The sequence below is a fragment of the Parafrankia sp. Ea1.12 genome, from assembly GCF_900465275.1.
Classification (GTDB): domain Bacteria; phylum Actinomycetota; class Actinomycetes; order Frankiales; family Frankiaceae; genus Parafrankia; species Parafrankia soli.
Genome location: NZ_UBIZ01000310.1, coordinates 38448 through 60994 on the forward strand (window position 1 = coordinate 38448; position 22547 = coordinate 60994).

Below are 22547 nucleotides of genomic sequence, written 5' to 3' on the forward strand. Positions count from 1 at the left end.
TAGGGGTTTCCCTGATGTTCGGGTGCCTCCCCGGAACCCGAAAGTGACCTTCGTGCCACACGGCACGTCGGGTCACCAGGGAGGGGACGCCGTGTGCGTTTCGCAGGGCTCGTCGAGGCTGGCCGGTTACATGGCCGACCTGCTCGACTGCAACCGGCTTGTCGCTGGCGGCGACCGGCGGGCCGAGACCTACCTTCGCCGCGGCATCGCGTTCTGGATGGTGCGTGACCACCACCGGGCCATCGCCGACCTGAGCGCCGCGATCGAGGCGGATCCCCGACTGCCCGACGACCGGCTGGCCTACGCGCACTACCGCCGGTCGGTATGCCGGCACCAGGTGTTCGACCTGGCCGGCGCCGAGGCCGACGCGTCGGCGGCGATGGCGCTCGACCCCGTCTCGTACGTCTACACGGCACGGGCCATCGCCCGCTACTTCGACGGCGACCCGCACGGCACGCTGGCCGACGCCGAGTCGGCCCTGCTGCGCGACCCGAACGACTGGGAGGCCCGCGCGTTCCGGGCCCGGGCCCGGTTGGAGCTCGGTCTGCTGGCCGAGGCGGTCGAGGACTTCGGCTGGGTCATCGCCGACGGCCGGTGCGAGAAGTACGCCTCCGAACTGCACCTGCAGCGTGCCGAGGCGTTGCTCGCACTGGGCCGGCCCGAGGCGGCGGCGGCCGACTGCACGACCGCGATCGACGTCAGCGCGCACGAGCAGTCGCACTGGCCGTTCATCGTGCGGTCCCGCGCGCTGCGCGCCCACGGCCCCTACCTGCTGCGGGCCCGCGCCTGGCTGGCAACGGGCGACCTGCCGACGGCGCTGGCCGACTGCTTCCACGCCGCGACGATCGTGCCCGAGGACCCGGCTGTCTACGAACTGCGGGCGCAGGTCTACCAGGCCGCCGGCCTGTTGGACGAGGCGATCCACGACCTGGCGCGCGCCGCCCACCTCCATGCCGCCTACCCGGACTCGGATCTGCTGCCGGCGGCCGCATGATGATCGCCGATCTGCCCTTCCTCGGTGTCGGGCTGAACTACGAACCGCCGATGCACGACCAGTACCTCGCCCACTACGACGAGATCGACTACCTCGAACTGCCGACCGACGCGTTCCTGCTGCGGATGCAGTGGGACGACGAGGACGGCCGGACGGCCTGGCGGGACCGGGCGGTCGAGATCGCCGGCGCCTTCCCCGTCGTGGCGCACGGCATCCGGATGGGGCTGGCCGACGCCGCGCCGTACCGGACGTCCTACCTCGACCGGCTCGAGCCGTTCCTGGACCTGATCGACCCGGTGTGGTTCAGCGACCACCTCGACCAGGGGTCGGTGTCGGACGGAGCGCAGCGCACCGAGCTGATGCACGGCATTCCGATCGCCTTCACGGCGGAACAGGCGCAGGCTGTCCGCCGCAACATGCAGACCGTCACCGACCGGGTCCGGCGGCCGCTGCTCGTCGAGAACACCTGGTACGACTACATGATCAAAATTCCGGGTGCGATGGACGAACCCGAGTTCGTCCGGCAGGTGCTCGACGGCACCGACCACGGCCTGCTGCTCGACCTCACCAACACCTGGATCAACGCCCAGAACTACGGCTTCGACGTCGATGCGTGGCTGGCCGCCGCACCACTGGACCGGGTCGTCGAACTGCATGTCGCCGGCGGCGAGCTGCGCACCCGGGGCCCGAAGGCGGGCACTTGGCACGACAGCCACAGCCGTCCCGTTCCCGAGCAGGTGTGGGCGCTGGTTGCGGATGTCGTCGCCGCCGCACCGGTTCGCGCGATCACCCTCGAATGGTCCAACGACGTGCCGTCGATGCCCGAGCTGCTGGACCACCTCAGCCGGGCCCGGCAGCTTCTTCACGCCTCGCCCTTTTACCAGAACAAACATGTCGCCGCCCCGGAAGGAATATCGCATGTCACTCCAGGCAATGCAGTTCGTCATCGGTAAGGCAGCCACAGACCAGGCTTTCCGGCAGCGACTGAAGGCCGATCCACTGGAAATGGTCGTGCACATCTCCGCGCGTTATGCCTACGAGTTCACGCCGGAGGAGGTGCAGGCGCTCGCGGCGATGGACTGGGACGGCCTTGACGGCGTCGCGCAGGACCTGGACGAGCGGATCTCGCGCGTCCGGCTGGGCGGAAGCAGTTCGCTGACGAACCCGACCTGCTCCTGCACGCCCGAGTCGGGCAGCAACCCGGACAAGTGAGCCGGCCGAGTCGGCCGTTCCTGCTCCACTTCGCCGAAGCCGAACCGTCGCCGTCGCCGTCGCCGGCTCGGGCGGCGGTGGACGTGCGGGACCTGGTCGCCAGGCTGATGCCGGCGTTGGCTGACCGGACAGCGGCGGAACCGGAGCCGGTCGTGCTGCTGCTGGCCTATTCGCGCAACCCGGACACGGTGCTGCTCGAGCGTGCCCTGCTCGCCCGGGGTGTGCCGTGCCGGCTACTCGGGGCGGACGACTTCCCCACCGACGTCACGGTGACCTGGCGCGGCGACGGGAAGCGGACGGGCGGCGACGTGTTCGGCCTCGACTCGGCGCAGGTCCGGAGCGTGTGGTTCGGGCTCGCCGGGCCGACCGGTGTACCGGCCCGGCGCCTGCCACCGTTCGAAACGGGCGAATGGGCCGACGCGCTCGCCGGCTGGTGGCGGAGCTGCCCGGCGCCGTTCGTCAACGACCCGGACGCCGGCAGCCGGGCCGGCAACAAGATCACATCATTGGAGCACGCCGCGGAGGAGGGCCTGACGGTGCCGGACACGCTGGTCACCAACGACCCGGATCAGGCCTTGGCGTTCTGCCACGCCTACGGCAGCGCCGGGGTGATAGCCAAGTCGCTGAACAGCCACTACGTCGAGCTGGACGGGCGGCGCCACAGCCTGTTCACCCGCGTCCTGAGCGCCGCCGACCTCGCCCTGCTGCCGGCGACGCTGGCCGCCGCGCCCTGCGTGTTCCAGCCGCTGCTCGACAGCCGGCTCGAACTGCGGGTGACGGTCGTCGACGAGCAGGTCTTCACCGCCTCGACCGCTACCGCCGACCTCGCGGCGGCGGGGCTGGCGGGCAGCGGTGACGTGCGGCGGGTGCGGCGCGCCGTGCCGATGACGGCTCACTGTCTCGACGACGACGTTGCTCACCGCTGCGTGCGGCTGGTCGCCGGCCTCGGCCTGCGCTACGCGGCGCTCGACCTGATCGTGACACCGGACGGCGACCACGTGTTCCTGGACCTCAACCCGCGAGGCGGCTGGTGGTTCGCCGAGCAGCGGGCCGGTCTGCCGATCAGTGACGCGGTTGCGGGGTTGCTGTCATGACGGTCAGCACGCAGGCCCAGCAGCGGCAGGCCGCGCCGGCACCCGCGGCCACGGACACGGACACGGACACGGTCTGGGACCGGCTTGCCGACGCCGCCAATCCGGCCCACTACCGGCCGAAGCGGCAGAACGGGCTGGTCTGGCGCGAGCTGCGATCCGCGCGGGGCGAAGAGTACGTCGTCGTCCAGAACCCCGACGCCACGACGTACCGCAAGATCACGATGGCCGAGTTCTACCTGTTCGAGCTGATGGACGGCAGCCGCAGCGTCCAGGACCTGGTCGTCGCCTACATGATGAAGTACCACCGGTTCGCACTGCCGCTGGTCCTTCGCCTCGTGCGCAACCTGAAGGTCGGACAGATGCTGACCGACCCGCCCCGGTTCGTGTTCGGGCCGTTGGGCGAACAGCTGCGCCACCGGCCGGTGAGCTCGTTCGCCACCGGGTTCGCGAAGTCCTTCGTCCGGCGCGAGTTTCCGCTGCACGGGCTCGACGGCCTGGTCGACCGCGCCTACGACCGGGGCGTGTGGGTGCTTTTCACCCGGCCAGCAAAGATCGTCATGTTCGCGGTGGCGGTGCTCGGCGTGCCGCTGCTGGCCTGGTCGCTGTCGTCGTCGGCGTCGGGGCTGGCCGACCAGTCCCTCGTCGTCACGGTTCCGACGTTGTACGGCTGCCTGCTGGTCGTCGCCGTACTGCACGAACTGGCGCACGCCTTCGCGGCCAAGTCCTACGGCCGGGTGGTTCGGCGCGGCGGACTATCGATCTTCTACGGCTCGCCTGGGATGTTCGTCGACACCCAGGACATGTGGATGGAGCCGCGCGGGCCGCGGATGGTCTCGGCCTGGGCCGGGCCGTTCTCCGGGTTCGTGCTCGCCGGGCTTTCCGGCATCGTCCTGGTGGCCACGCCGGACGCGCCGTGGGCGGCAGTGGTGGCGATCTTCGGCACCGCTGCCCTGGCCGTGAACCTGGCCCAGCTCACGCCGCTCATCCAGCTCGACGGCTACTACATGCTGATGGACTGGCTGGAACTGCCGAACCTGCGAGCCAGGGCGCTGGGGTTCGTAAGGGGGGAGCTCGCAGGCAAGGTCCGTCGCCGGGAGCGGTTCGACCGCACCGAACGCGTCTTGACGATCTTCGGACTGGCCGCCGCGGCGTACACCGGCTACGTGCTCGTCCTGGCAGCCGGGTTCGCCTGGGTCCGGGCGAAGACGATGGTGAGCGACGCGGTCGCCGTGCCGAGCCTTGGCCGGGTCCTTGCCGCCACGGTGGTTCTGCTCCTGACCCTTCCGCTGCTGTACGTGCTCGGGCAGCGGCTGTGGCGGGGTGGCTCGTCGCTGGTGGTGGCGAGCCGGCGGCTGCGCCGGTTGGCCGCGGAGCGCCGCTACCGGGAGCGGGTCGCGGTGCTCGCGAACGTACCGCCGGTCGCCGAGCTGGGGAAGGCGTACATCCAGTGGATGGCGCGGCGGACCACCGAGAAGGTGTTCCGGGCCGGCACCATGGTGGTCGCTCCGGACGAGGTCGCCGAGGTCTTCTGCCTGGTGCTGTCCGGCGAGGCCGAGGTCGTCGAATCGGGTGCGAATGCCGGGACGGGGCCGGGCGCGGGAAGTGCGCTGCCCACGCTCGGCCCTGGCGATTACTTCCCGCCGCCCGGATTGCCAAGGTCGCCCTTGACCGTGCGGGCGCTCACCGACGTGCACGTGTTGCGGCTGGCCGGCGCCGATTTCTCCGACCGACTCGCTCCGCTGCTGGCCCGGCGGGCCGAGAACGACACGCGGGCCGACGAACGGGCAGAACTCGAGGGCTTCGCACTGTTCGACGGCCTCCGCACCCGTGACAAGGACACGCTGCTGGCCCACCTGCGGGCACGGAGCTGCGTGGACGGCGAGGTCGTCGTCGCCGAAGGCGACCCCGGTTCGGCCTTCTACCTGGTCCGTAGCGGGGCCGTCACGCTGACACAGACCTGCGCCGACGGGCCGCCGCGAACCCTGGGCGCCGGGGACTTCTTCGGCGAGAGCGCACTGCTGCACGACGAGCCCCACGCCGCGACAGCCACGTCGGTCGGCGAGACCAGGCTGTGGGAGCTGGACCGGACGACGTTCGACGACGTGGTGTGCCGCTATTTCGGGCTGTCCCACGCCGTACGCGCATCCGCCGAAGCGGACGAAGCGGCACGTGCCGCCGAGGCGCTGGCGGGCACGGTGGCCGGCCGCTGGCTTGAGATCGAGGTCGGCGACCCGGCACCCGAGTTCACCCTCGACACCGCCAGCGGGCCGTCGCCGGTGTCGTTGTCGGACTACCGGGGCCAGGTGGTGATGCTCTGGTTCTCCCGCGGCTACAACTGCCCGTTCTGCCGGGAGTACATGGCCCGGTTGGCGCCGGCGGTCGGCGATTTCGAGCGGGCCGGCGTGCAGATCCTGCAGCTGGCGCCCAACCTCGTCGATTCTGCCCGCGAGTTCTGGCGCGGCAAGGACCTGCCGTTCCCGTTCCTGTGCGACCCGGAGAAATCCGCCTACCGGCTGTGCGGCCTGCAGGACATCGGCGCCGGCGAAGCGCAGCGCAACTCGGTGCGGGGCTTCACGCGGGCGTTCACCACCGGCCAGGGCCGTACGACGATGCACGCACTCTGGCTTGACGTGGTGAACCCGTCGATCGGCGAACGGCTCGGCCACCACACGATGACGGCGATGCAGCAGGGCGTCTTCCTGGTCGGCCCGGACGGCGTGCTGCGCCGCAAATACGTCTTCGGCCCACTCGACGAACCGCCGTCGAACACCGAACTCCTCGAAGCGGCCGTCGAACTGGGATCGATCGAGCTGGCGACAACACAACTGGAGGCGGGCTCGTGAACTGTTGGGTATGCAATCTTCCTGGGCACGCGGTCTGCCGATTCTGCGGCCGATGCGTCTGCAAGGACCACGCGAAAACGATGCCGTTCCTGCTCGAGGCCTTCGCCACCAGCCGTGGGCTGGAAGGGTTGGCGGTCGACGAGGCGATCTCGTGTGGCGTCTGCCGGCCGGCGCCCGAGCCGATCAGACTCGACTTTCTGGACCCCGGAGCGCCCGCGCCGCTGTCGCACGAGCCGACCCGATGACGGACATCGCGTCGGAACCTCGTACCGAGGCCGACCACGACTCCGCCACGGTCGCCGCAGCGGCCGATTTCCCGGTTCCCCGGCCGCTGCTCACCATGACCGGTATCGAGTTCGTCGTGCTGTTCTTCACCGGCACCGGCCTGGCGTTTCAGTACAAGCTCACGGCGAGGTTGTGGCCGTGGGACGACCTCACACTGTTCAACAGCCGGTTCCTCGGCGCCATCTACCTGACGTCGCTGGTCGCCGTGGCCTGCCTGCTCGCCACCAGGCGCTGGTCGCCGGCTCGGGTCGTCGCCCCGATGATCGGCGTCTTCACGTTGTGCGTGATCGTCGTGTCCACTGCCTACCCGTCGAGGTTCGCCTTCTCGGACCGGCCGCTGCCGGTGATCGGCTGGTTCGTCCTCTACGTCGCGCTGCCCGTCTGCGCTTTCTGGTACACGTGGCGGCTGCGTGGGCGCGCCCGGGCGGCCGGCGTCGCGACTCCGGTGGCGTGGCGCTACTGGCTTCGGCTGTTCGCCGTCCTGATGACCGGGCAGGCCGTCGGTCTGTTGGCGGCGCCCGAGCAGGTCACCGAGTTCTGGCCGTGGACTGTCGACGCGTTCCACGGCCAGCTCTACGCGGCGACGTTCCTGGCCGGCGGCGTGGGCGCGTGGCTCGTCTCGGTCCGAGCGACACGCGCCGAACTTCGCACTGTGGGGTTGACGCAGGCGTCGTTCGGCCTGTTCGCGATCGGCGGCGCCGCACTGGTCGAGCTCGACACCGGTGTCGTCGAGTGGTCCGACCCCGGCACCACCGCCTGGCTCGCGATGATGTTGTTCTGCGCCGCGAGCGGCTTCGCCGTCATAGCCCGTTCACTCCAGACAGCTGGAGACAGCGAACGAGAGCTGAAGCAGGGGCACTGATGCATCGGCGAAGTCCGCCAGCGCCCGGCTGCCGATCGGTCATGATCGGGTCATGCGCCCACGGCGTGTCCGTCCACCGGCTCCGACGTCGGAGTTCGCCGGATTCCGCTTCCCTCCCGAGGTGATCGTCCTGGCGGTCCGCCGGTACCTACGCCTGCCATGTCGACGCGGCCCAGGAGAAGAACCGGATCGAGGCCGATCACGGCCGTTCGAAAGCCCGGCTCCGGCCGCAGCTGCGGTCCGGCAACATCACGGCGCGGCAGGGATGCCGCCGACAGACCATCCAGCACGCCGTCGTACGTCGACACCCGGGGCCCCGGCGGCAGCCACCGGATGACGCCCACGGTTGGGGCTGCGGCCATGGCGGCCCCAACCACCATCCATCGACGCTGACGTCATCACGACGGATCCATGTATCCGCCGTGATGACCGGGTTGGGCGCGGTACACAGCGCCCAACGGCGCCGATGTCACGCCGCGGCACCCACTTGATCCTCGCGGCACAGATTGGACGGCGGACCGGCATGGACGACCTTCTCGGCAAGTCAATCCACAGAGAGCAACCGGCTCTTAACCGGTGGGTTCAGGGTTCGAGTCCCTGACGGCCCACCAATGTAGGCATTGCGCGAACCGCTCCCTTCGGGGGCGTTGTGGCTGGTAGGACGGCTGCGGCGCCCCTGTGGGGGGCGGGGGACGTGGCTGGTTGGGTCGGCTTCGGCTGGCTGGTGTCTCCAGTGTCTACGTTGGCGATGTCCCTTGGAGCGTCGGGTCCGAGGACCTTGAAGATCGGTATGAGCCGGTCAGGTCCCGTGACTTTGACTTCGGCGACCAAGGCTTCGATGAGGGTCTTGCGCCCGAGGTCGTCGCCTGTCTCGATGATCGTTTCGATGTGTCGGGCGACTGCGCGAAGGCTGGAGCGGGCGGGCATGACGGGTTCGTGGTCGATCTCGTTGGTGAGTTCGGCCTGCCGTTGGCGGAGCTGCTTCTGCTTGGTGCGTAGTGCTTCGAGGCGTGTGGCGAGGGTCTCGTCGTCGAGGGTACCGCGCTCGAAAGCGCCCAGGTAGCGGTCGATGGCCTGGTCGGTTTGGGTGAGTTCGGTCTCGATCGTGGTGAGTTCGGCCGTGTGGTCGGATCGGGCGTTGCGGTGGCTGCGCTGGGCTTCGGTGACGGCGTCGGCGATGAGCTGCTGGTTGTCGCGGTAGAAGCTGGCGAGGGCGGTGAGCACGGCGTAGTCAACGGCGTCGGCGTCGAGGCGGGGGGCGTCGCATTCGTTGCGGTTGTAGCGGTTGCGGGTGTGGCAGGTGTAGTAGCGGTAGGTGTGGTTGCGGCCGGTGGCGCGGGTGCCGATGAGGGCTGTGTTGCACTGGGGGCAGCGCATCCGGCCGGTGAGGGAAGGCCACCCTCGAGACCTGGTGCTGGGCCGGCCAGGCCCGCGACGCCCTCATCGACCTGCAGCGCCTGGCCGCCGGCGCCGCCGCGACTCACAAACGACTTCGGTGTCGCCCTTGGATCACCGGTCGGTCTCCCAGTAAGACAGAATCGTGGCCCGTCAAGGGTGAGGGTGCGACCGAGTCGCATGATCGCGGTGAACGGCAGCTCACATCCATGGCGTTGATCAAGCGGTGCCGATCTCACGCTCTTGGTATTCGCGCGGTGAGAGTCCGTGGAAGCGCGTGAAGGCGGCGCTGAAGGTCGGTAGGTGAGCGTAGCCAACGCGGTGGGCAACGGCGCTGGGCTTGGCGCCGCCGACGAGCAGGTCGCGAGCCACGCGCATGCGGGCCGCGTAGCGCCAGCGGGCGAAGGTCATTCCGGTCTGCTCGTGGAACGCTCGGTGGACGTCGGCGGGCAGGTCGAAGTCGGTCGATCCAGCAGAGACCCCGATGCGGCGCAGGTAGTCCGTGGCAGCTTCACGCCCACGCGGGTCGGTGGGCATCGGCACCGATAGTGCCCGCTGCGCGGCGACCTGCTCGGCGAACAGGTCGATGATGCGGGCCGGGTCATAGTCGACCGGACGCAGCAAGGTTCGGGCGCTGATGGAGCAGAACATCAGGTAGTCGTCCCACGCTCGCGGGAACTGCACCTGGATGGGTTCGGTCAGTTGGAGATCGGCGGTGCTGGCGTTTCCGAGCGGCAGCGAGATGGAGTCCTGGCGAAGCCCAGTAATGTGCTCGGCTCCCGCCGGTATCCAAGTCGCGACGCCACGCAGTCGTTCGTAACGCCTAACGCCGATGTCGAGGTAACCGCTGCCGCGATACATCCAACTGAGCACGTGACTGTCCGTGGCGTGCAAGGGTGTGCGGGCTGCGGGCAGCAGATCGGGCGCATGGGCAGCAGCACCGTCTCTCCGCATCAAGCGCACGAACTTGTCAGCCTGGCGTGCCGCGCTGGCGCGCCCGGTCAGGCCACCGGCAAGAGCGCGGGCGGCGAGCTCCCTGGCGAACTCGTGAGGGGTCGGCCCGAACTGCTGCTGGAACGCGCGCCGGAAACCGCCGCGGCTGGCGAAGCCCACTCGCGCTGCCACCTGATCGACGTCGTACCCGGCGGCCAGAAACTCGACGGCGGCGGTCAGCCGGCAGCGCAGTCGCCACTGCTCGAAGGTGAGCCCGGTATCGGCGAGGAACTCGCGCAGCAGGGTGCGCGGACTAGAGGGCACCCGGGTCGCCCATTCCTTGACGGTGAGGTCGAGCGCGGGGTCGCGGATCAGTTCCTCGGCCACTGCTCTCGCCCCGGCGGCCTTCGGCATGGTGGGGGGATCGAGCAGTGCCGAAGGAGCGGTGGCCCCGCCGCGCGGAGGTGAGGTTGGGCGTGTGCCGAGACCACGAAGGAGATCGGCTACCCCGTCAGGCGAATACCCGTGACCGGTGAACGGTGTGACCTGAAGGTTGAAGTACTGGATCAGCCAGTCCTGCCAGTCATCGGGGACGTCGAACCGCGTCGGCTTGGTCAGCGCCCAAGCCCCGACGCTAGCGTCGGGCCAGTACGGGAAAGCGACCGTGCCGGGCTCGGTGATCGTCAGAGTGCGGTTTCGGTAGCTCTGAGGCATCCAGATGCCTTCGCCGCCGGCGAGAGAGAACTCCGGTCCGCCGTCCAGAAGCACCCGCGCGCGACCGGTGCGGACCCAGATCAGCATGTGACTGGGGCGCTCCACCGGAACCATCCGTGCTCCCGGTATCGGCGGTGGAGACGAGTCAATCATGTCATAACTATATGGCGACCTGCGTACCCAAGTGCAGGTGAGGTTTACCGTACCTTATCAGTGGCTCTCTGCCGTTGGTGGCGCGCGGCCGTCTCACCCTAGACGCGATCGGAAGGGGCTTCCCTCAGCATGCCGAAGACCTCACGTGGGCTCACAGTGCACCCGTTGACCCTGCGAGAGGTCGAGGTGGTTCGAGTGGTGGACCTGACGCCGGGGATGCGGCGGGTCACGTTGAGTGGCGAGCAACTTCGTGCGTTCACCTCGGCGAACGGCTTCCCGCAGCCGGCGTTCGACTCGACGGGCTTCGACGATGACATTCGGTTGGTGTTCTGCTACCCCGATCAGGCCGAGCCGGTGCTGCCAGTACAGAAGGAGAAGGGCCTCGAGCTGCCGAGGGACCCCCGGCCGTTGTCAAGGGGCTACACAGTCCGTCGCTGGAACCCCGCGACCGGAGAACTGGACGTGGACTTCGTCAAGCACGGTATCGGTGTCGGCAGCACCTGGGCGTACCGCACCCAACCCGGCGACCGCATCCACTTCCACGGGCCGAGCGCATCGCGGGCGCTGCCGCAAGACGCGGACTGGCTTCTTGTCGCCGGCGACGACACAGCGATCCCCGCGATCGCCCGCCTGCTTGATGAGTTGCCCGATGACGCGCGGGCGCAGGTGTTCGTCGAGGTAGCCGAAGACGCTCATCGGCTGGAGCTGAGGGCTCTGCCGCGGGTTGAGGTGACCTGGTTGGTGCGCGGCGGCGCCGAGGCGGGCACGACCACGCTTCTGGTGGACGCGGTCAAGAACAGTGGCTGGTGGGACGGTCGACCGTTCGCGTGGTTCGCGGGAGAGCGCTCGGCGGTGCGGGATCTGCGTCGCCATCTGGTCGAGGACCGGGGTGTGCCCAAGGAGGACATCGAGTTCACCGGGTACTGGCGTCGTGGCGAGGTCATTGCCCTAGAGGCCGACGGAGCGGTGCCCGACCCCGAGAAGTCGATCACGCCCTTCGAGAAGCTCCATCAACTGACCGAGCTGGTCCCGCCGATCGCGATCCGCACCGCCGTCGAGCTGGGCATTCCCGAGCTGATCTCGCGTGGTGTCAGCAGCGTGGCGGACTTGGCCATCAGGGCGGATGCCGACGAGCGGGCGTTGGGCAAGCTGCTGCGCTACCTGCATGCCCTGGACGTGCTGACCGAGACCGAACCGGGCCGCTACGGTCTGACGCCGGTGGGTGAAGTCCTAACCGTCGAGTTCGTCGCGGACTCCTTGCACCCGTCCGGGGTGGGAGGCCGGGAGATGCTCGGCGTCCACGGACTCACCGAGTCGATCCGCACTGGCCGGTCGTCTTACGCCTCCGTCACGGGTCAGACCTTTGCTGAGGTGCGGGCCGAGCAGGACTACGAGGACCGCTACCTGGAACGTCTGGCCGAGTTCCAGCACGCGCTGGCTATGTCGATCGCCAAATCCGACCTGCTTACTGGCGTCCGGCACCTGGTGATCCACTCCGGTGGCGCGGGCGTGCAGGCCCGCGAGTTCGTCGCCGCTCATCCTGATCTGCGGGTCACGATCTGCGCGCTGCCCGCCCAGGCCGACTGGCTACGCCGCGACCTGCCCGTCACGATCCCCGACGAGCAGCAGCGGGCACGGGTCAGCGTGGTCGAGCAGTCGGTATTCGAGCCCAGCCCCGAATCGGACGTCGTGTTCATCAGCCGCGCTTTCAAGGCGCTACCCGACGCCGACGCCGCCCACGCTCTCCGCCGAGCGTCCGAGAACCTCCTCCCGGGTGGGCGGGTGCTGCTGGTCGAGGAGGTCTTCGACACCGACGACCTCGATGAACATGACGGCGAAGCCGACCTGATCGGACTCGCGGTACATGGCTCCGGTCTACGCACCGCCGAGGAACTGTACACCGTGATCACCCGGTCAGGGCTCACCCGCACAGAGACGCACGTCGTCGGCTGGGGCACCACCGTCTACGAACTCGTCCGCAACGACACCAACTGACCCTGAGGTGCCCCTTTCCTTCCGGGTAGCTGCCCCTACTGGAATTAGGGGCAGCACGGAAGATGCAATAGTTGACACAGAAGCACAGGAAATGCTCGCCTGAATTCAAGGACGAGGTGGTAAAGATGGTAATCGAGGCGTCTCGTCCGATCGCCGACGTCACACGTGAACTCGGCATCGTCGAGGGAAAACTCGGAGTCTGGGTCGCCGCCTACCGGCGCGCCCACGCCGGCGAGGCGCCCTCACCGGCCGCCGCGGACAACGCACGGATACGCGAACTCGAACGGCAGAACCGTGAGCTGGCCATGGAGAACGCCTTCCTGAAAAAAGCCGCGGCGTACTTCGCCAAGGATCATCGGTGAGCGACACGTTCGAGTTCATCGATGCGGAGTACGCCGCCCGCACCACCACGAACACCGCCGCACCCGCACCGTCCATCACCCAGATGTGCGCCTGGCTGCAGGTCTCTCGCTCCGGGTCCTATGAATGGCGCGGCCGTCTCGCCTCCGCGACCGCGACCCGCCGCGACGAGCTCACCGGGCTGTTTCAGCGGTCGTTCACCGTCATCGACACCGCCATCACCCTAGATCACCTTAATAGTGACTGTCCGGATTTAACGGGGCACACCACCCCCACTCGAATGAAGAACAGAAGGAAGAACGCGTCCATGACCTTTACCAGACCACGACGCCGCAGCGCGGCCCTTGTCGCCGCGTTGCTGAGCACCGTGATCCTCCTCGCGGGGTGCGGCAGCGACGACAAAAATGATCAAGGTGACGCGGTCGGAGCGACCCGCACTGTGGAGGCCGACAACGGCACGGTCGAGATCCCGGCGCACCCGCAGCGGATTGCAACGCTCGGGAGACTAACCGTGTCGTTCCTCGACCTCGGCGGCGAGCCAGTGGGCGTCACGGAGGTGGACGCTTCCGTGCTCGATCTGTTGCCCGAGGAGCAGCAGGCCGCGTACAACGCGGCCAAGCTCCTCGGCTCCGGCGCCAGCGAAGCCGACCTCGAGCTGCTGGCCAGCCTAAAGCCCGACCTCATCTTGTTCTCCGCACCTGACTCCGACTTCGAGCAGATGAAGTCGCAACTGGAATCGATCGCGCCGACGATCTTCTTCGGATTCAGCTCGGACTGGAAGACCCGTCTGTCCGTGACCGCGGATGCCACTGAGCTGACGGATGCTCTCAACGAGCAGAAGACCGAGTATGAAGAGAAACTCGCCGGATTCCAGGGCAAGTACTCGAAGATCATCCAGGACACCACGTTCGGCGAAGTCAACAGAGGTTCCTGGCAAGACGCGGGAATGTTCACCCTCAACGGCTCGCAGTGCTCGGAGATAGCTCGCGCGGACATTCCGCTCGACATCCCCGATCTGGGTGAAGGGGGCGAGGAGCGATCGTTCGAGAAGATCGGCGAACTGTCTGAGTACGATGTGCTCCTGTACCCCGTGGACGCTGAGGGTCAGGTCGCGGAAGGTTTCGTCCCCGTGGCGGATTCGAACGCGTGGAAGGCCCTTCCCGCCGTGACATCCGGGAAGGCCCTGGGTGTCCACTGCTTCGGCGATGTCAGCTTCACCAGAAGCTATCGAACCTACTCTCAGTACCTGGATTCACTCGACAAGGCGCTGGCGACGCTCGCGACGGCGGGATGACGGCGCAGACCAGTGACGTCGAGGTCCGGGTGCCCGCCGCGGCGGCATCCGGACCTCGACTGCGCGTCGTCGGTCTGCTCGCAGTGCTGGTGACACTGCTCGTACTGCTGGTGCTGAGCCTGTTGGTTGGCTCGAAGGCGATTGCGCCGTCGGTGATATGGGATGCGCTGTTTCATCCGTCGGCCGACATCGATCAGTTCTCGATCCGCGACTACCGTCTGCCGCGCACGGTCGTCGGGCTCGTCGTAGGCATGGCGTTGGGGGTCGCGGGGGCGTTGATCCAGGCATTGACGCGCAATCCGCTGGCCGACACCGGTATCCTCGGCGTGGGCGCGGGTTCCTCCTTCGCGGTGACCATGGCCGTCGGCGTGCTCGGAATCCGCGATATCAGTGGCTACATGTGGTTCGCGTTCGCCGGGGCGCTGATCGTCACGATCATGGTCTTGCTCCTGGGATCGACCCGACGCGGCCAGTCGCCGGGAGTCATGGTGCTCGCCGGGGTCTGTGTCAGCGCGGTGCTCGATGGCGCCGGGTCGGCACTTCAGCTGACCAACCCGGACGCGTTCGATGCGATGCGGTCGTGGACTGCCGGTTCGATCCTGGGGCGCCCCCTCGACGTGGTGTGGCCGGTCCTGCCGTTCTTCGCCGTGGCGCTCATTCTGGCCTTTGCGGTGTCGGGTCCACTCAACGCGATGGCTCTCGGCGACGAGATCGCCGCCGCCCAGGGCGTCCGTCTGGCCCGCACCCGCGTCCTCGCGATCATCGCGATCACACTGCTCGCTGGAGGCGCGACCGCCATCGCGGGCCCCATCGGATTCGTCGGGCTCATGGTGCCGCACGTGGCCCGCTGGTTCGTCGGACCGAACCAGCGCTGGATCTTCGCCTACAGCATCCTCCTCGCCCCGAGCCTGCTGCTGGCCTCCGACGTTCTCGGGCGAATCGTCATGCGGCCCAGCGAGATCCCCGTGGGTATCGTCACCGCCTTCATCGGCGCCCCCGTTCTCATCGCACTGGTGCGGCGGAAGAAGGCGAGCGGACTATGAGTATCGGCGTTACTTCTCGGTCCGGACTAACGCGCCATCGCTCGACAGGTGGGGCTCCCGGGGGGCGGCTGGACTTCGGGCGGCGGGTGCTGGTGCTGCGGCGATGGAGGATCGCGGTCCGGCTCGAGTGGCGCTCGGTCATCGTCTGCGCGGTGCTCGCGGTCGCGGTCGCCTGCATGGCGGTGCTCGCGCTGATGACGGGCTCGTACCAGCTCAGCCCTGGGCAGGTGGTCTCCGCGCTGGTCGGCGGGGAGACCGGGCTGGTCCACGACATCGTGGTCGAGTGGCGGGCGCCCCGGGTGGTTGCGGCGCTGGTGTTCGGTGCCGCGTTGGGGGTGAGCGGGGCGGTCTTCCAGTCGATGTTGCGCAACCCGCTCGCTGACCCCAGCATCATCGGATTCTCCCAGGGCTCCTACACCGGCGCGTTGATCGTGATCCTCCTCATCAACGGCACCTACGTGCAGTTGATAGGCGGGGCGTTGCTAGGGGGGATGGCCACCGCCATCGCCGTGTACGTGCTCGCCTACCGGCGAGGGGTGCAGGGGTTCCGGTTGATCATTGTCGGCATCGGCGTCTCGGCGATGCTCGGCTCGCTCAACACCTGGTTGATACTCAGAGCCGACCTGGAACAGGCGATTGCAGCCGCCGCGTGGGGCGCCGGATCACTCAACGGGGTGTCCTGGGATCAGGTGGCCATCGGCGGTGTGTGCATCGCTGTGCTTCTGCTGTTGGCTGCGATGTTGAGCCGGCCGATGCGGCAGATGGAGCTGGGTGATGATACCGCCGCCTCCCAAGGGGTGCGGGTCTCGCCCGCCCGCCTCGGCATGGTCGTGGTGGGGGTGGCGTTGACGGCGATTGTCACGGCTGCATCGGGGCCGATCGCGTTCATCTCCCTGGTCGCGCCGCAGATCGGACACCGCCTTGTCCGCACTGCGGGGATAACCCTCGCACCCGCCGCCTTCGTCGGCGCGCTGCTGTGTCTGGTGGCGGACTACCTCGCCCAGCACGTCGCCCCAACTCCCCTGCCGGTGGGGATCATCACCGTCATGCTCGGCGGTGGGTACCTCGGGTATCTGCTTTTCACCGAAGCCAGGAGACGCCTATGAACACCAACACCATCACCGATCTTGCGGAGGCGAGAGACGTACCCACTCCTGCTCCGCCGCCCGGCGGCTCACGCCTCCGCGTGGAGTCGGCGACGATCGGTTACGACAAGCGCATCATCAGCGAGGGCTTGTCGGTGTCCATTCCGGACGAGTCGTTCACAGTCATCGTGGGCCCGAACGCGTGCGGGAAGTCCACTCTGCTGCGCGGCCTGTCGCGGCTGTTGAAGCCGTCCGCGGGTCAGGTGGTCCTCGACGGTGTAGCTATCCAGTCGTACAAGACGAAGGAGGTGGCGCGGCGGGTCGGCCTGCTGCCGCAGACCTCGATCGCCCCGGACGGGATCACCGTAGCCGACCTGGTGGCTCGGGGCCGGTATCCGTATCAGGGGTTCATCCGGCTGTGGACCGAGGCCGACGAGCGGGCCGTGGTCAGGGCGATGGACCAGACTGCGGTCACCGACCTGTCGGGCCGCTTGGTGGACGAGTTGTCGGGAGGCCAGCGACAGCGGGTGTGGGTGGCGATGGCGCTCGCGCAGCACACCAGCATCCTGCTGCTGGACGAGCCGACCACCTTCCTCGACATCACCCATCAGATCGAACTGATGGAGCTGTTCACCGACCTGCACCACGTCGGCCACACCCTGGTCGCCGTGCTGCACGACCTGAATCATGCTGCTCGCTACGCCACGCACTTGATCGCCATGAAGGACGGCGCCGTGGTCGCCGAGGGGCCACCGTCGGAGATCGTGACGGCCGAGCTGGTCGAAGAGGTGTTCGGTTTGCGCTGTCTGGTGGTGCCCGATCCGGTAGCGGGCACTCCTCAGGTGGTGCCGCTGGGCCGTGACCGCGGTGGCGAAGGCGTGCGGGAGGGCCGTTGATGCGCACCGATCCGATGGAGCTGGGGCGAGGACCGCTGACGCGGTGGCTACCGGTGCTGGGACAGGCTGCGCCTGAGCCTCCTGATGTCCGGTCATTCGAGGTCAGGGAGGGTGATCGTCCCGGACAGTTCGTGGCGCGCGTCATCTTCTCGCTGCCACGCATCACGATCCCCGCGATGCTGTTGGCGATCGTGTGGCAAGTGGGCGAGTCGGCTGTCCCGGTGGTGATGGGGCTCGCGATCGACCGGGCGCTCGTGACCAGGGATGCCGGGCAACTGGTGCTTTGGCTCGGTGTGCTGGTGGCCTTGTACGTCGCGCTGACGGCGGCGGCCAGGTTCACGAATCGGCTCAACACGTATGCGGTCCAGTTGTTGCAGCACCGACTGCGCGCGACACTCTCGACCAGAGTGCTGCATTCCGACGGCAGCGCGGTGCGGGCGCCGGCGGACAATGTGGTCTCGGCCATGACCAACGACGTCTTCCGCCTGGCCAACGCTGGGCTGCTCGTGGTTCTGCCGATCTCGAGGATCGCCGCCATAATGTTCATCGCTGTCTCGTTGCTGGTGATGCACTGGCCGCTTGGGGTCATGGTGCTGCTCGGCGCGCCCGTGGCGGTCTGGTTGATGGGCCTCCTGAGCGAACGTCTCTCCCGCGACACCCGCGAATACCAGGATCTCCTCGCTGACACCGTTGGACGGGCTACCGATCTGGTCGCCGGATACCGGGTGATCAAGGGCGTGCGCGCCGAGGCCGAGGCGACCAGGCGATACCGGCAGGCCAGCCGGGAGACCCTGGTCGGCGCCGGGCGCAACGCCGGGCTACTCGGCAGGTTTCTTGTGGGCTCCGGTGCGGTAAATGGCGTGTTCGTCGCCGCGGTGACGGGGCTGGCGGGCTGGTTCGCGGTGAATGGGCAGCTGAGCGTCGGCGAGTTGATCGCCGCGGGTGGCCTCACCCAGGCGCTGCTGCCACAGATGCAGGCGATCGCGAGTTATTCCATCCCCAATCTCGCGGGCGCCCGCGCCTCAGCCGCGCGAATCATGGACGTGCTCAGGAACGCAGGCACCGCCGCATCCGGACACGATGACGCGATACGACAGCGGTGCACGCCGCCGCCTGTGCAGGACGTGTCCGCGCCGTATGTCGGCGTGCTGGATATCGGCGTGCCCAGTGCGTCAATCCGGGTAGAACCCGGTGAGCTGGTGGGGGTGCACGCCGATGATCGGATTGCCGCCCGCATCGCTGACGCGCTGCTGAACCCGTGGGCCGCCAACGACATTGAGGTGCGTCTCGACGGCCGGCCGGCGCACGAACTGACCCCAGCGGAGTACCGTTCCCTGGTCACCGCCGCACCTCATCGGGCAACGTTGTTCACCGGCACCATCCGCGACAACCTCGCCGTCACCGCCTGCCTGCCCGAGCGAATGGACAGTGCAGTGTGGGCGGCTGCCTGTGAGGACTTCGCAGCCGATCTCGACACCCCCGTCGGTGAGAACGGCAACCGCCTGTCCGGTGGCCAGCGTCAACGGGTTGCGCTCGCTCGAGCCTTCGCGACCGATACTCCGGTGTTGGTGCTGCACGACCCGACCACCGCCGTCGACTCGGTGACCGAGCAGACCATCGCCAAGCGGCTGGTCGGTATCCGTACAGATCGCTCAACCCTGCTGATCGCCTCGTCCCCGGCCCTGCTTGGCTGCTGCGACCGTGTCGTCGACCTCCTCGACAACATGCCGGTGCTTGGAAAGGCGGCGCTGTGACCGGGGGATCCGTGACGACAGAGCACGCGCTGCCGGTCGCGGGCGGACGTGAGACCGCTCGGGAGGTGTGGCGGCTCAGCCGTGAGCATCGACGCAGTCTGGCCGCCCTCGTGGTGCTGGGAATCGCAAGCACCGCCATCGACCTGATCGGACCCGTCGCGATCGGGTTCCTCATCGATCGGGTCCAGGAAGGCGCCGCCGACCTCGGTACCGTGCTGACCGTCATCGCGATCATGGCGGTCTCGGCCATTCTCGGTGCCGCTGGCACGGCGGCGACGATCGTCCTGGCTACTCGCATGTACCACACCGTCCTCGCCGGGCTGCGGGAGGAGCTGGTCTCCCGTGCCCTGACGCTGCCGCAGCATGTCGTCGAGTCTGCCGGCACCGGGGATCTGATCTCGCGGTCCAGCGACGACGTCACCGCGGTTGCCGATGCGGCCCCCGCGGTGATCCCGGCGCTTACCGTTACGTCCTTCACCATCGTCATGTCGCTGGGCGGGCTGGCCGCGGTGGAATGGCCCTACGCCGCCGCCCTTGCCGTCGTGCTGCCTGTCTACGTGCTCTCCATGCGGTGGTACCTGCGAACAGGCCCGCGGGTATACCTGGCCGAGCGTGCAGCGATGAGCGCGCGTGCTCAGCAGATTCTGGAGTCGCAGCGCGGCTACGCCACTGTGCTCGGATTCAGGCTTGCCGAGCAGCGGCACCGCGCCGTGACCACCACCTCCTGGGGCGTATCGGTGCAGGCGTTGCGGGCGCGCACCGTGCAGAGCATGCTCAACACCCGCCTGAACCTCGGCGAGTGCCTGAGCCTGGCCGCCGTGCTCGTCGTCGGCTTCGTCCTCATCGACCACGGAGCCTCGACTGTCGGGGGCGCGACCACCGCCATGCTGCTCGTGCTACGCCTGCTGAACCCGGTCAATCAGCTGCTGTTCGTCATCGACACTCTCCAGTCCGCCCTCGCGTCGCTGAACCGCATGGTCGGAGTCACCACCATCCCCGTCGCGGACGCGCCAGGCATCGCAACGAGCAGCAGCGTCCACCTCCGCGAGGTCTCCTTCCATTACGGGGTCGGCCCCCGTGTGCTCGTCGATGTCACGCTCGACATCCCCACCGGTCAGCGTGTCGCCGTCGTAGGTTCGTCGGGTGCCGGCAAGTCCACGCTGGCCACGGTGGTCGCCGGCATTCACCAGCCCGACGCCGGGACCGTGGCCCGACCGGAGCGCACGGTGATGATCACCCAGGAAGTACACGTGTTCGCGGGGACATTGCGAGACAACCTCACCCTCGCCGCACCGGATGCCACCGACGGTCAGGTAGGGGCTGCGCTGGAAGTGGCCCAGGCTGTAGGGATGCTCGACCTGCTGCCCGATGGCCTTGACACGGTGCTCGGTGGTGGCGGGTACGAGCTGACCGCCGCACAGGCACAACAGGTGGCGCTCACTCGCCTGGTGCTGGCCGACCCGGAACTGGCGATCTTCGACGAGGCCACCGCCGAGGCAGGTTCCGCGTACGCCGGACTGCTCGACCGCGCCGCCGACGCTGCGCTGACCGGACGCACTGGACTGGTGATCGCGCACCGGCTCTCGCAAGCCGCCGCCTGCGATCTGGTCGTGGTGATGGAGCACGGCCGTATCGCCGAGCGAGGAACCCATACAGAGCTGATCGCCGCCGGCGGGGTGTATGCCGCGCTTTGGTCGGCATGGCGGGCCGGGCAGGAAGCTGGAGCGAATGGGTAGGGATGATCGGACGTCAAGCCTCGTTGACCTGTCGTCCGGGGCGGGGTTGGAGGTTGAGCGGGCCGAACTCGTCCATGCAGAAGATCACGATCGGCTCGCCAGTCTCGGGGGTGACCTGGCCGTCGGCGATGGCGTAGAGATGCTCGACGCGGGCCTTCTTCGGCTCGTAGTCCGGCCAGAACAGCCCACCGCACACCTATCACTCCAGCTCAGCGCGTTAAGTGATCATCAAAGCCGAACTGGTGATCAAAATCAGGTGCTCCGCAGACATTCTCTTGTGAGGTACGCGCGGCCGCTCTCGGGCATCTCTCGCGAGTCTCGTCGATCCGCGCAAATTTAGGTTAGGTTACCCTACACTGGTGGTATGGATGGTCAGCGCGGTGAGGGTTCGCGATGAGCGGGGGCGGGGATTCCCGTGAGGATGCGGGGAGTCCATCGGCTGGAGAAGAGGCGCCTTCCGGTCGGGGGGTGGGTGGTGGGAGGCGGTTGCCTCTCTCGTTTGCTCAGCGCGGGAACTGGGCGGCGCAGCGGTTGTTCCCCGGTTCTGCTGCGTTCTGTGTGTGCGACCTGGTGTGGCTTGACGGGGCTATCAATGCCGGGGCGTTCGCCGACGCGGTGAGCGGGGCGTTCGCGGAGACGGAGGCGCTGCGGGCGGTCATCTATGACGATGACGGGGCTCCTTCGCAGTCGGTCGGCGGGAGGCTGTCTCTGCGGACGGTGGTTTCCGAGGAGGTGCTCACAGACGAGGAGATCCGGTCTGTGGTCCGCGCCGGGGTGAGTGCGCGGGAGGTTTCGGCGGCTGAGGATCTCACATCGTCGACGCTGTTCAAGCGTGTCGGCGGCGGGTGGGTGTGGTCGTTCACGACGAATAATCTCCTGCTTGACGGGTATGGCACGTCTCTCTATATCCGTCGGGTCGCGGAGCTGTACTCGGCTGCGGTCGATGCAACCCCCGCGCCGCCGAGGTGGTTTGGTCGCCTGGAGGATCTCGTCGCGGGGTCGGCATCGACGCCGGGTGGGTCCGGCATCGTCGGTCACTGGCGTGATGTGCTTGCTGTCGACGCGTTTTCCGAGCCCACGGGAAGCACGCCCGCTGATCTGTTTTCGTTCTCGTACCGGCCTGTTCCCGTGGCGCTTCCGGCGGGGGCCGATGATCGCCTGCGCGCGCTGGCGCGCCAGGCAAGGAGCACGTGGACGGATCTCGTCATCACCGCGTGGGGGCTGTATACGGCCCTTGCCGGGAACCAGGACTACCTCGCGGTGCGGGTACCGTCGATGATGCGCGGCGAGCCGGAGTCGCTGCGCGTGCCGGGCGCGGTCGCCCGCGCGCTGCCCGTCGCGACCGCTCTGCGCCCGGGCGCCACCTTCGCCGAGGTGCTGTCGGTGGTGGGATCGCAGGTCCGGGATCTACGGGACAACTCCGCGATCGAGGATCATCAGCTCGCCCGTCTCTGGCAGGGAGGAGAGCTCTCCTACCTGTCGCTGCCCTCGGTCAACATCAAGATGTTCAGGACGACACCGGTCTTCGGAAAGGTCGCGGGGATCACGGAGCTGATCAACCCCGGCCCGACCGGTGCGCTGGATCTCTCCGTCTTCGGGAGCCCGGGACGGGGCCTGCGGATGGATATCTCCGGCCGGTCTCCGCTCGTGCCGACAGACGCGGCCGGCCAGCACGCAGCGGCGTTCACCGTGTTCCTCGGCCACCTCCTCGGCGGCCCTGCGGGCATGACGCTCCACGAACTCGCGGATCTCACGATCACTCCCTCTTCGGTCGATGCCGGGTCGGTGGGTGTGTGGTCGGTGGGTGCGGGGGTGGTGGTTCCCGCGGTGACGGTGGACGGGCTGATCCGGGATCAGGTAGCGCGTACTCCCGGGGCGGTCGCGGTCGTGGACGACGCG

Annotated in this window: 18 protein-coding genes and 3 pseudogenes; 18 read left to right on the forward strand and 3 right to left on the reverse strand. The window is 68.1% G+C overall.

Annotated elements, in window-relative coordinates; all coding sequences use genetic code 11:
- Nucleotides 1-91: 91 nt before the first annotated feature.
- From FMEAI12_RS16720 to FMEAI12_RS16760, 9 genes and pseudogenes are all read left to right on the forward strand, one after another.
- Nucleotides 92-994, forward strand: a complete 903-nt coding sequence (locus tag FMEAI12_RS16720; RefSeq protein WP_235014072.1) for a tetratricopeptide repeat protein — start codon at nucleotides 92-94, stop codon at nucleotides 992-994.
- Nucleotides 991-1947 carry a DUF692 domain-containing protein gene (locus FMEAI12_RS16725; protein WP_112106761.1) on the forward strand — a complete coding sequence of 319 codons (957 nt, stop codon included), beginning with the start codon at nucleotides 991-993 and terminating at the stop codon, nucleotides 1945-1947. Before FMEAI12_RS16720 ends, FMEAI12_RS16725 begins: the two co-directional genes overlap by 4 nt.
- Nucleotides 1913-2206, forward strand: coding sequence for an Os1348 family NHLP clan protein (locus FMEAI12_RS16730; RefSeq protein WP_235014073.1), 294 nt, complete (start codon nucleotides 1913-1915; stop codon nucleotides 2204-2206). Before FMEAI12_RS16725 ends, FMEAI12_RS16730 begins: the two co-directional genes overlap by 35 nt.
- Nucleotides 2203-3300: an ATP-dependent carboxylate-amine ligase gene (locus FMEAI12_RS16735; RefSeq protein WP_112106762.1), complete on the forward strand. Its 1098-nt coding sequence runs from the start codon at nucleotides 2203-2205 to the stop codon at nucleotides 3298-3300. The genes FMEAI12_RS16730 and FMEAI12_RS16735 overlap by 4 nt, the downstream gene beginning before the upstream one ends.
- On the forward strand, nucleotides 3297-6143 hold the full coding sequence (locus FMEAI12_RS16740) for a cyclic nucleotide-binding domain-containing protein (RefSeq protein WP_112106763.1): 2847 nt from the start codon (nucleotides 3297-3299) through the stop codon (nucleotides 6141-6143). Before FMEAI12_RS16735 ends, FMEAI12_RS16740 begins: the two co-directional genes overlap by 4 nt.
- An 80-nt stretch (nucleotides 6144-6223) precedes the next feature.
- The gene (locus tag FMEAI12_RS16745; protein WP_198541332.1) at nucleotides 6224-6388 is read left to right on the forward strand and encodes a hypothetical protein; all 165 of its coding nucleotides are present in this window, start codon (nucleotides 6224-6226) and stop codon (nucleotides 6386-6388) included.
- Nucleotides 6385-7290 (forward strand): hypothetical protein, encoded by a 906-nt coding sequence (locus FMEAI12_RS16750; RefSeq protein ID WP_112106764.1) that lies wholly within the window; start codon nucleotides 6385-6387, stop codon nucleotides 7288-7290. Before FMEAI12_RS16745 ends, FMEAI12_RS16750 begins: the two co-directional genes overlap by 4 nt.
- A gap of 34 nt (nucleotides 7291-7324) precedes the next feature.
- Nucleotides 7325-7444 (forward strand): annotated as a pseudogene (locus FMEAI12_RS38250) (IS6 family transposase); the annotation flags it as partial.
- A pseudogene (locus tag FMEAI12_RS16760) lies at nucleotides 7443-7520 on the forward strand (IS6 family transposase); the annotation flags it as partial. The pseudogenes FMEAI12_RS38250 and FMEAI12_RS16760, both read left to right, overlap by 2 nt.
- A gap of 352 nt (nucleotides 7521-7872) precedes the next feature.
- Here FMEAI12_RS16760 and FMEAI12_RS16765 read toward each other — a convergent pair.
- Both FMEAI12_RS16765 and FMEAI12_RS16770 read right to left on the reverse strand, forming a co-directional pair.
- Nucleotides 7873-8667 carry a zinc ribbon domain-containing protein gene (locus tag FMEAI12_RS16765; RefSeq protein ID WP_235014074.1) on the reverse strand — a complete coding sequence of 265 codons (795 nt, stop codon included), beginning with the start codon at nucleotides 8665-8667 and terminating at the stop codon, nucleotides 7873-7875.
- 237 nt (nucleotides 8668-8904) lie between these two features.
- Complete coding sequence (locus FMEAI12_RS16770) at nucleotides 8905-10419, reverse strand: AraC family transcriptional regulator (RefSeq protein WP_235014075.1); 1515 nt, start codon at nucleotides 10417-10419, stop codon at nucleotides 8905-8907.
- Nucleotides 10420-10671: 252 nt separating this feature from the next.
- Between FMEAI12_RS16770 and FMEAI12_RS16775 the strand changes: the two genes are divergently transcribed.
- The 8 genes from FMEAI12_RS16775 to FMEAI12_RS16810 all read left to right on the forward strand — a co-directional run bounded on the left by FMEAI12_RS16775 (nucleotide 10672) and on the right by FMEAI12_RS16810 (nucleotide 20648).
- The gene (locus FMEAI12_RS16775) at nucleotides 10672-12480 is read left to right on the forward strand and encodes a siderophore-interacting protein (protein ID WP_235014076.1); all 1809 of its coding nucleotides are present in this window, start codon (nucleotides 10672-10674) and stop codon (nucleotides 12478-12480) included.
- A gap of 71 nt (nucleotides 12481-12551) precedes the next feature.
- Entirely contained in the window at nucleotides 12552-12842 is a 291-nt protein-coding gene (locus tag FMEAI12_RS16780; RefSeq protein ID WP_131627584.1) for a transposase, read from the forward strand.
- Nucleotides 12839-14134: an ABC transporter substrate-binding protein gene (locus tag FMEAI12_RS16785; RefSeq protein WP_235014077.1), complete on the forward strand. Its 1296-nt coding sequence runs from the start codon at nucleotides 12839-12841 to the stop codon at nucleotides 14132-14134. The genes FMEAI12_RS16780 and FMEAI12_RS16785 overlap by 4 nt, the downstream gene beginning before the upstream one ends.
- Nucleotides 14131-15177, forward strand: coding sequence for an iron ABC transporter permease (locus FMEAI12_RS16790; protein WP_200835311.1), 1047 nt, complete (start codon nucleotides 14131-14133; stop codon nucleotides 15175-15177). Before FMEAI12_RS16785 ends, FMEAI12_RS16790 begins: the two co-directional genes overlap by 4 nt.
- A gap of 68 nt (nucleotides 15178-15245) precedes the next feature.
- Nucleotides 15246-16283, forward strand: coding sequence for a FecCD family ABC transporter permease (locus tag FMEAI12_RS16795; RefSeq protein ID WP_368672081.1), 1038 nt, complete (start codon nucleotides 15246-15248; stop codon nucleotides 16281-16283).
- The gene (locus FMEAI12_RS16800) at nucleotides 16280-17158 is read left to right on the forward strand and encodes an ABC transporter ATP-binding protein (protein ID WP_071064281.1); all 879 of its coding nucleotides are present in this window, start codon (nucleotides 16280-16282) and stop codon (nucleotides 17156-17158) included. Before FMEAI12_RS16795 ends, FMEAI12_RS16800 begins: the two co-directional genes overlap by 4 nt.
- Nucleotides 17158-18912 carry an ABC transporter ATP-binding protein gene (locus tag FMEAI12_RS16805; RefSeq protein WP_112106769.1) on the forward strand — a complete coding sequence of 585 codons (1755 nt, stop codon included), beginning with the start codon at nucleotides 17158-17160 and terminating at the stop codon, nucleotides 18910-18912. Before FMEAI12_RS16800 ends, FMEAI12_RS16805 begins: the two co-directional genes overlap by 1 nt.
- Nucleotides 18909-20648, forward strand: a complete 1740-nt coding sequence (locus tag FMEAI12_RS16810) for an ABC transporter ATP-binding protein (RefSeq protein WP_165938835.1) — start codon at nucleotides 18909-18911, stop codon at nucleotides 20646-20648. Before FMEAI12_RS16805 ends, FMEAI12_RS16810 begins: the two co-directional genes overlap by 4 nt.
- A 28-nt stretch (nucleotides 20649-20676) precedes the next feature.
- Here the strand turns inward: FMEAI12_RS16810 and FMEAI12_RS16815 are convergent.
- Nucleotides 20677-20823 (reverse strand): annotated as a pseudogene (locus FMEAI12_RS16815) (Mobile element protein); the annotation flags it as partial.
- Nucleotides 20824-21041: 218 nt separating this feature from the next.
- Here FMEAI12_RS16815 and FMEAI12_RS16820 point away from each other — a divergent pair.
- On the forward strand, nucleotides 21042-22547 hold a 1506-nt coding region (locus tag FMEAI12_RS16820; RefSeq protein ID WP_146776715.1), incomplete at its 3' end, for a condensation domain-containing protein.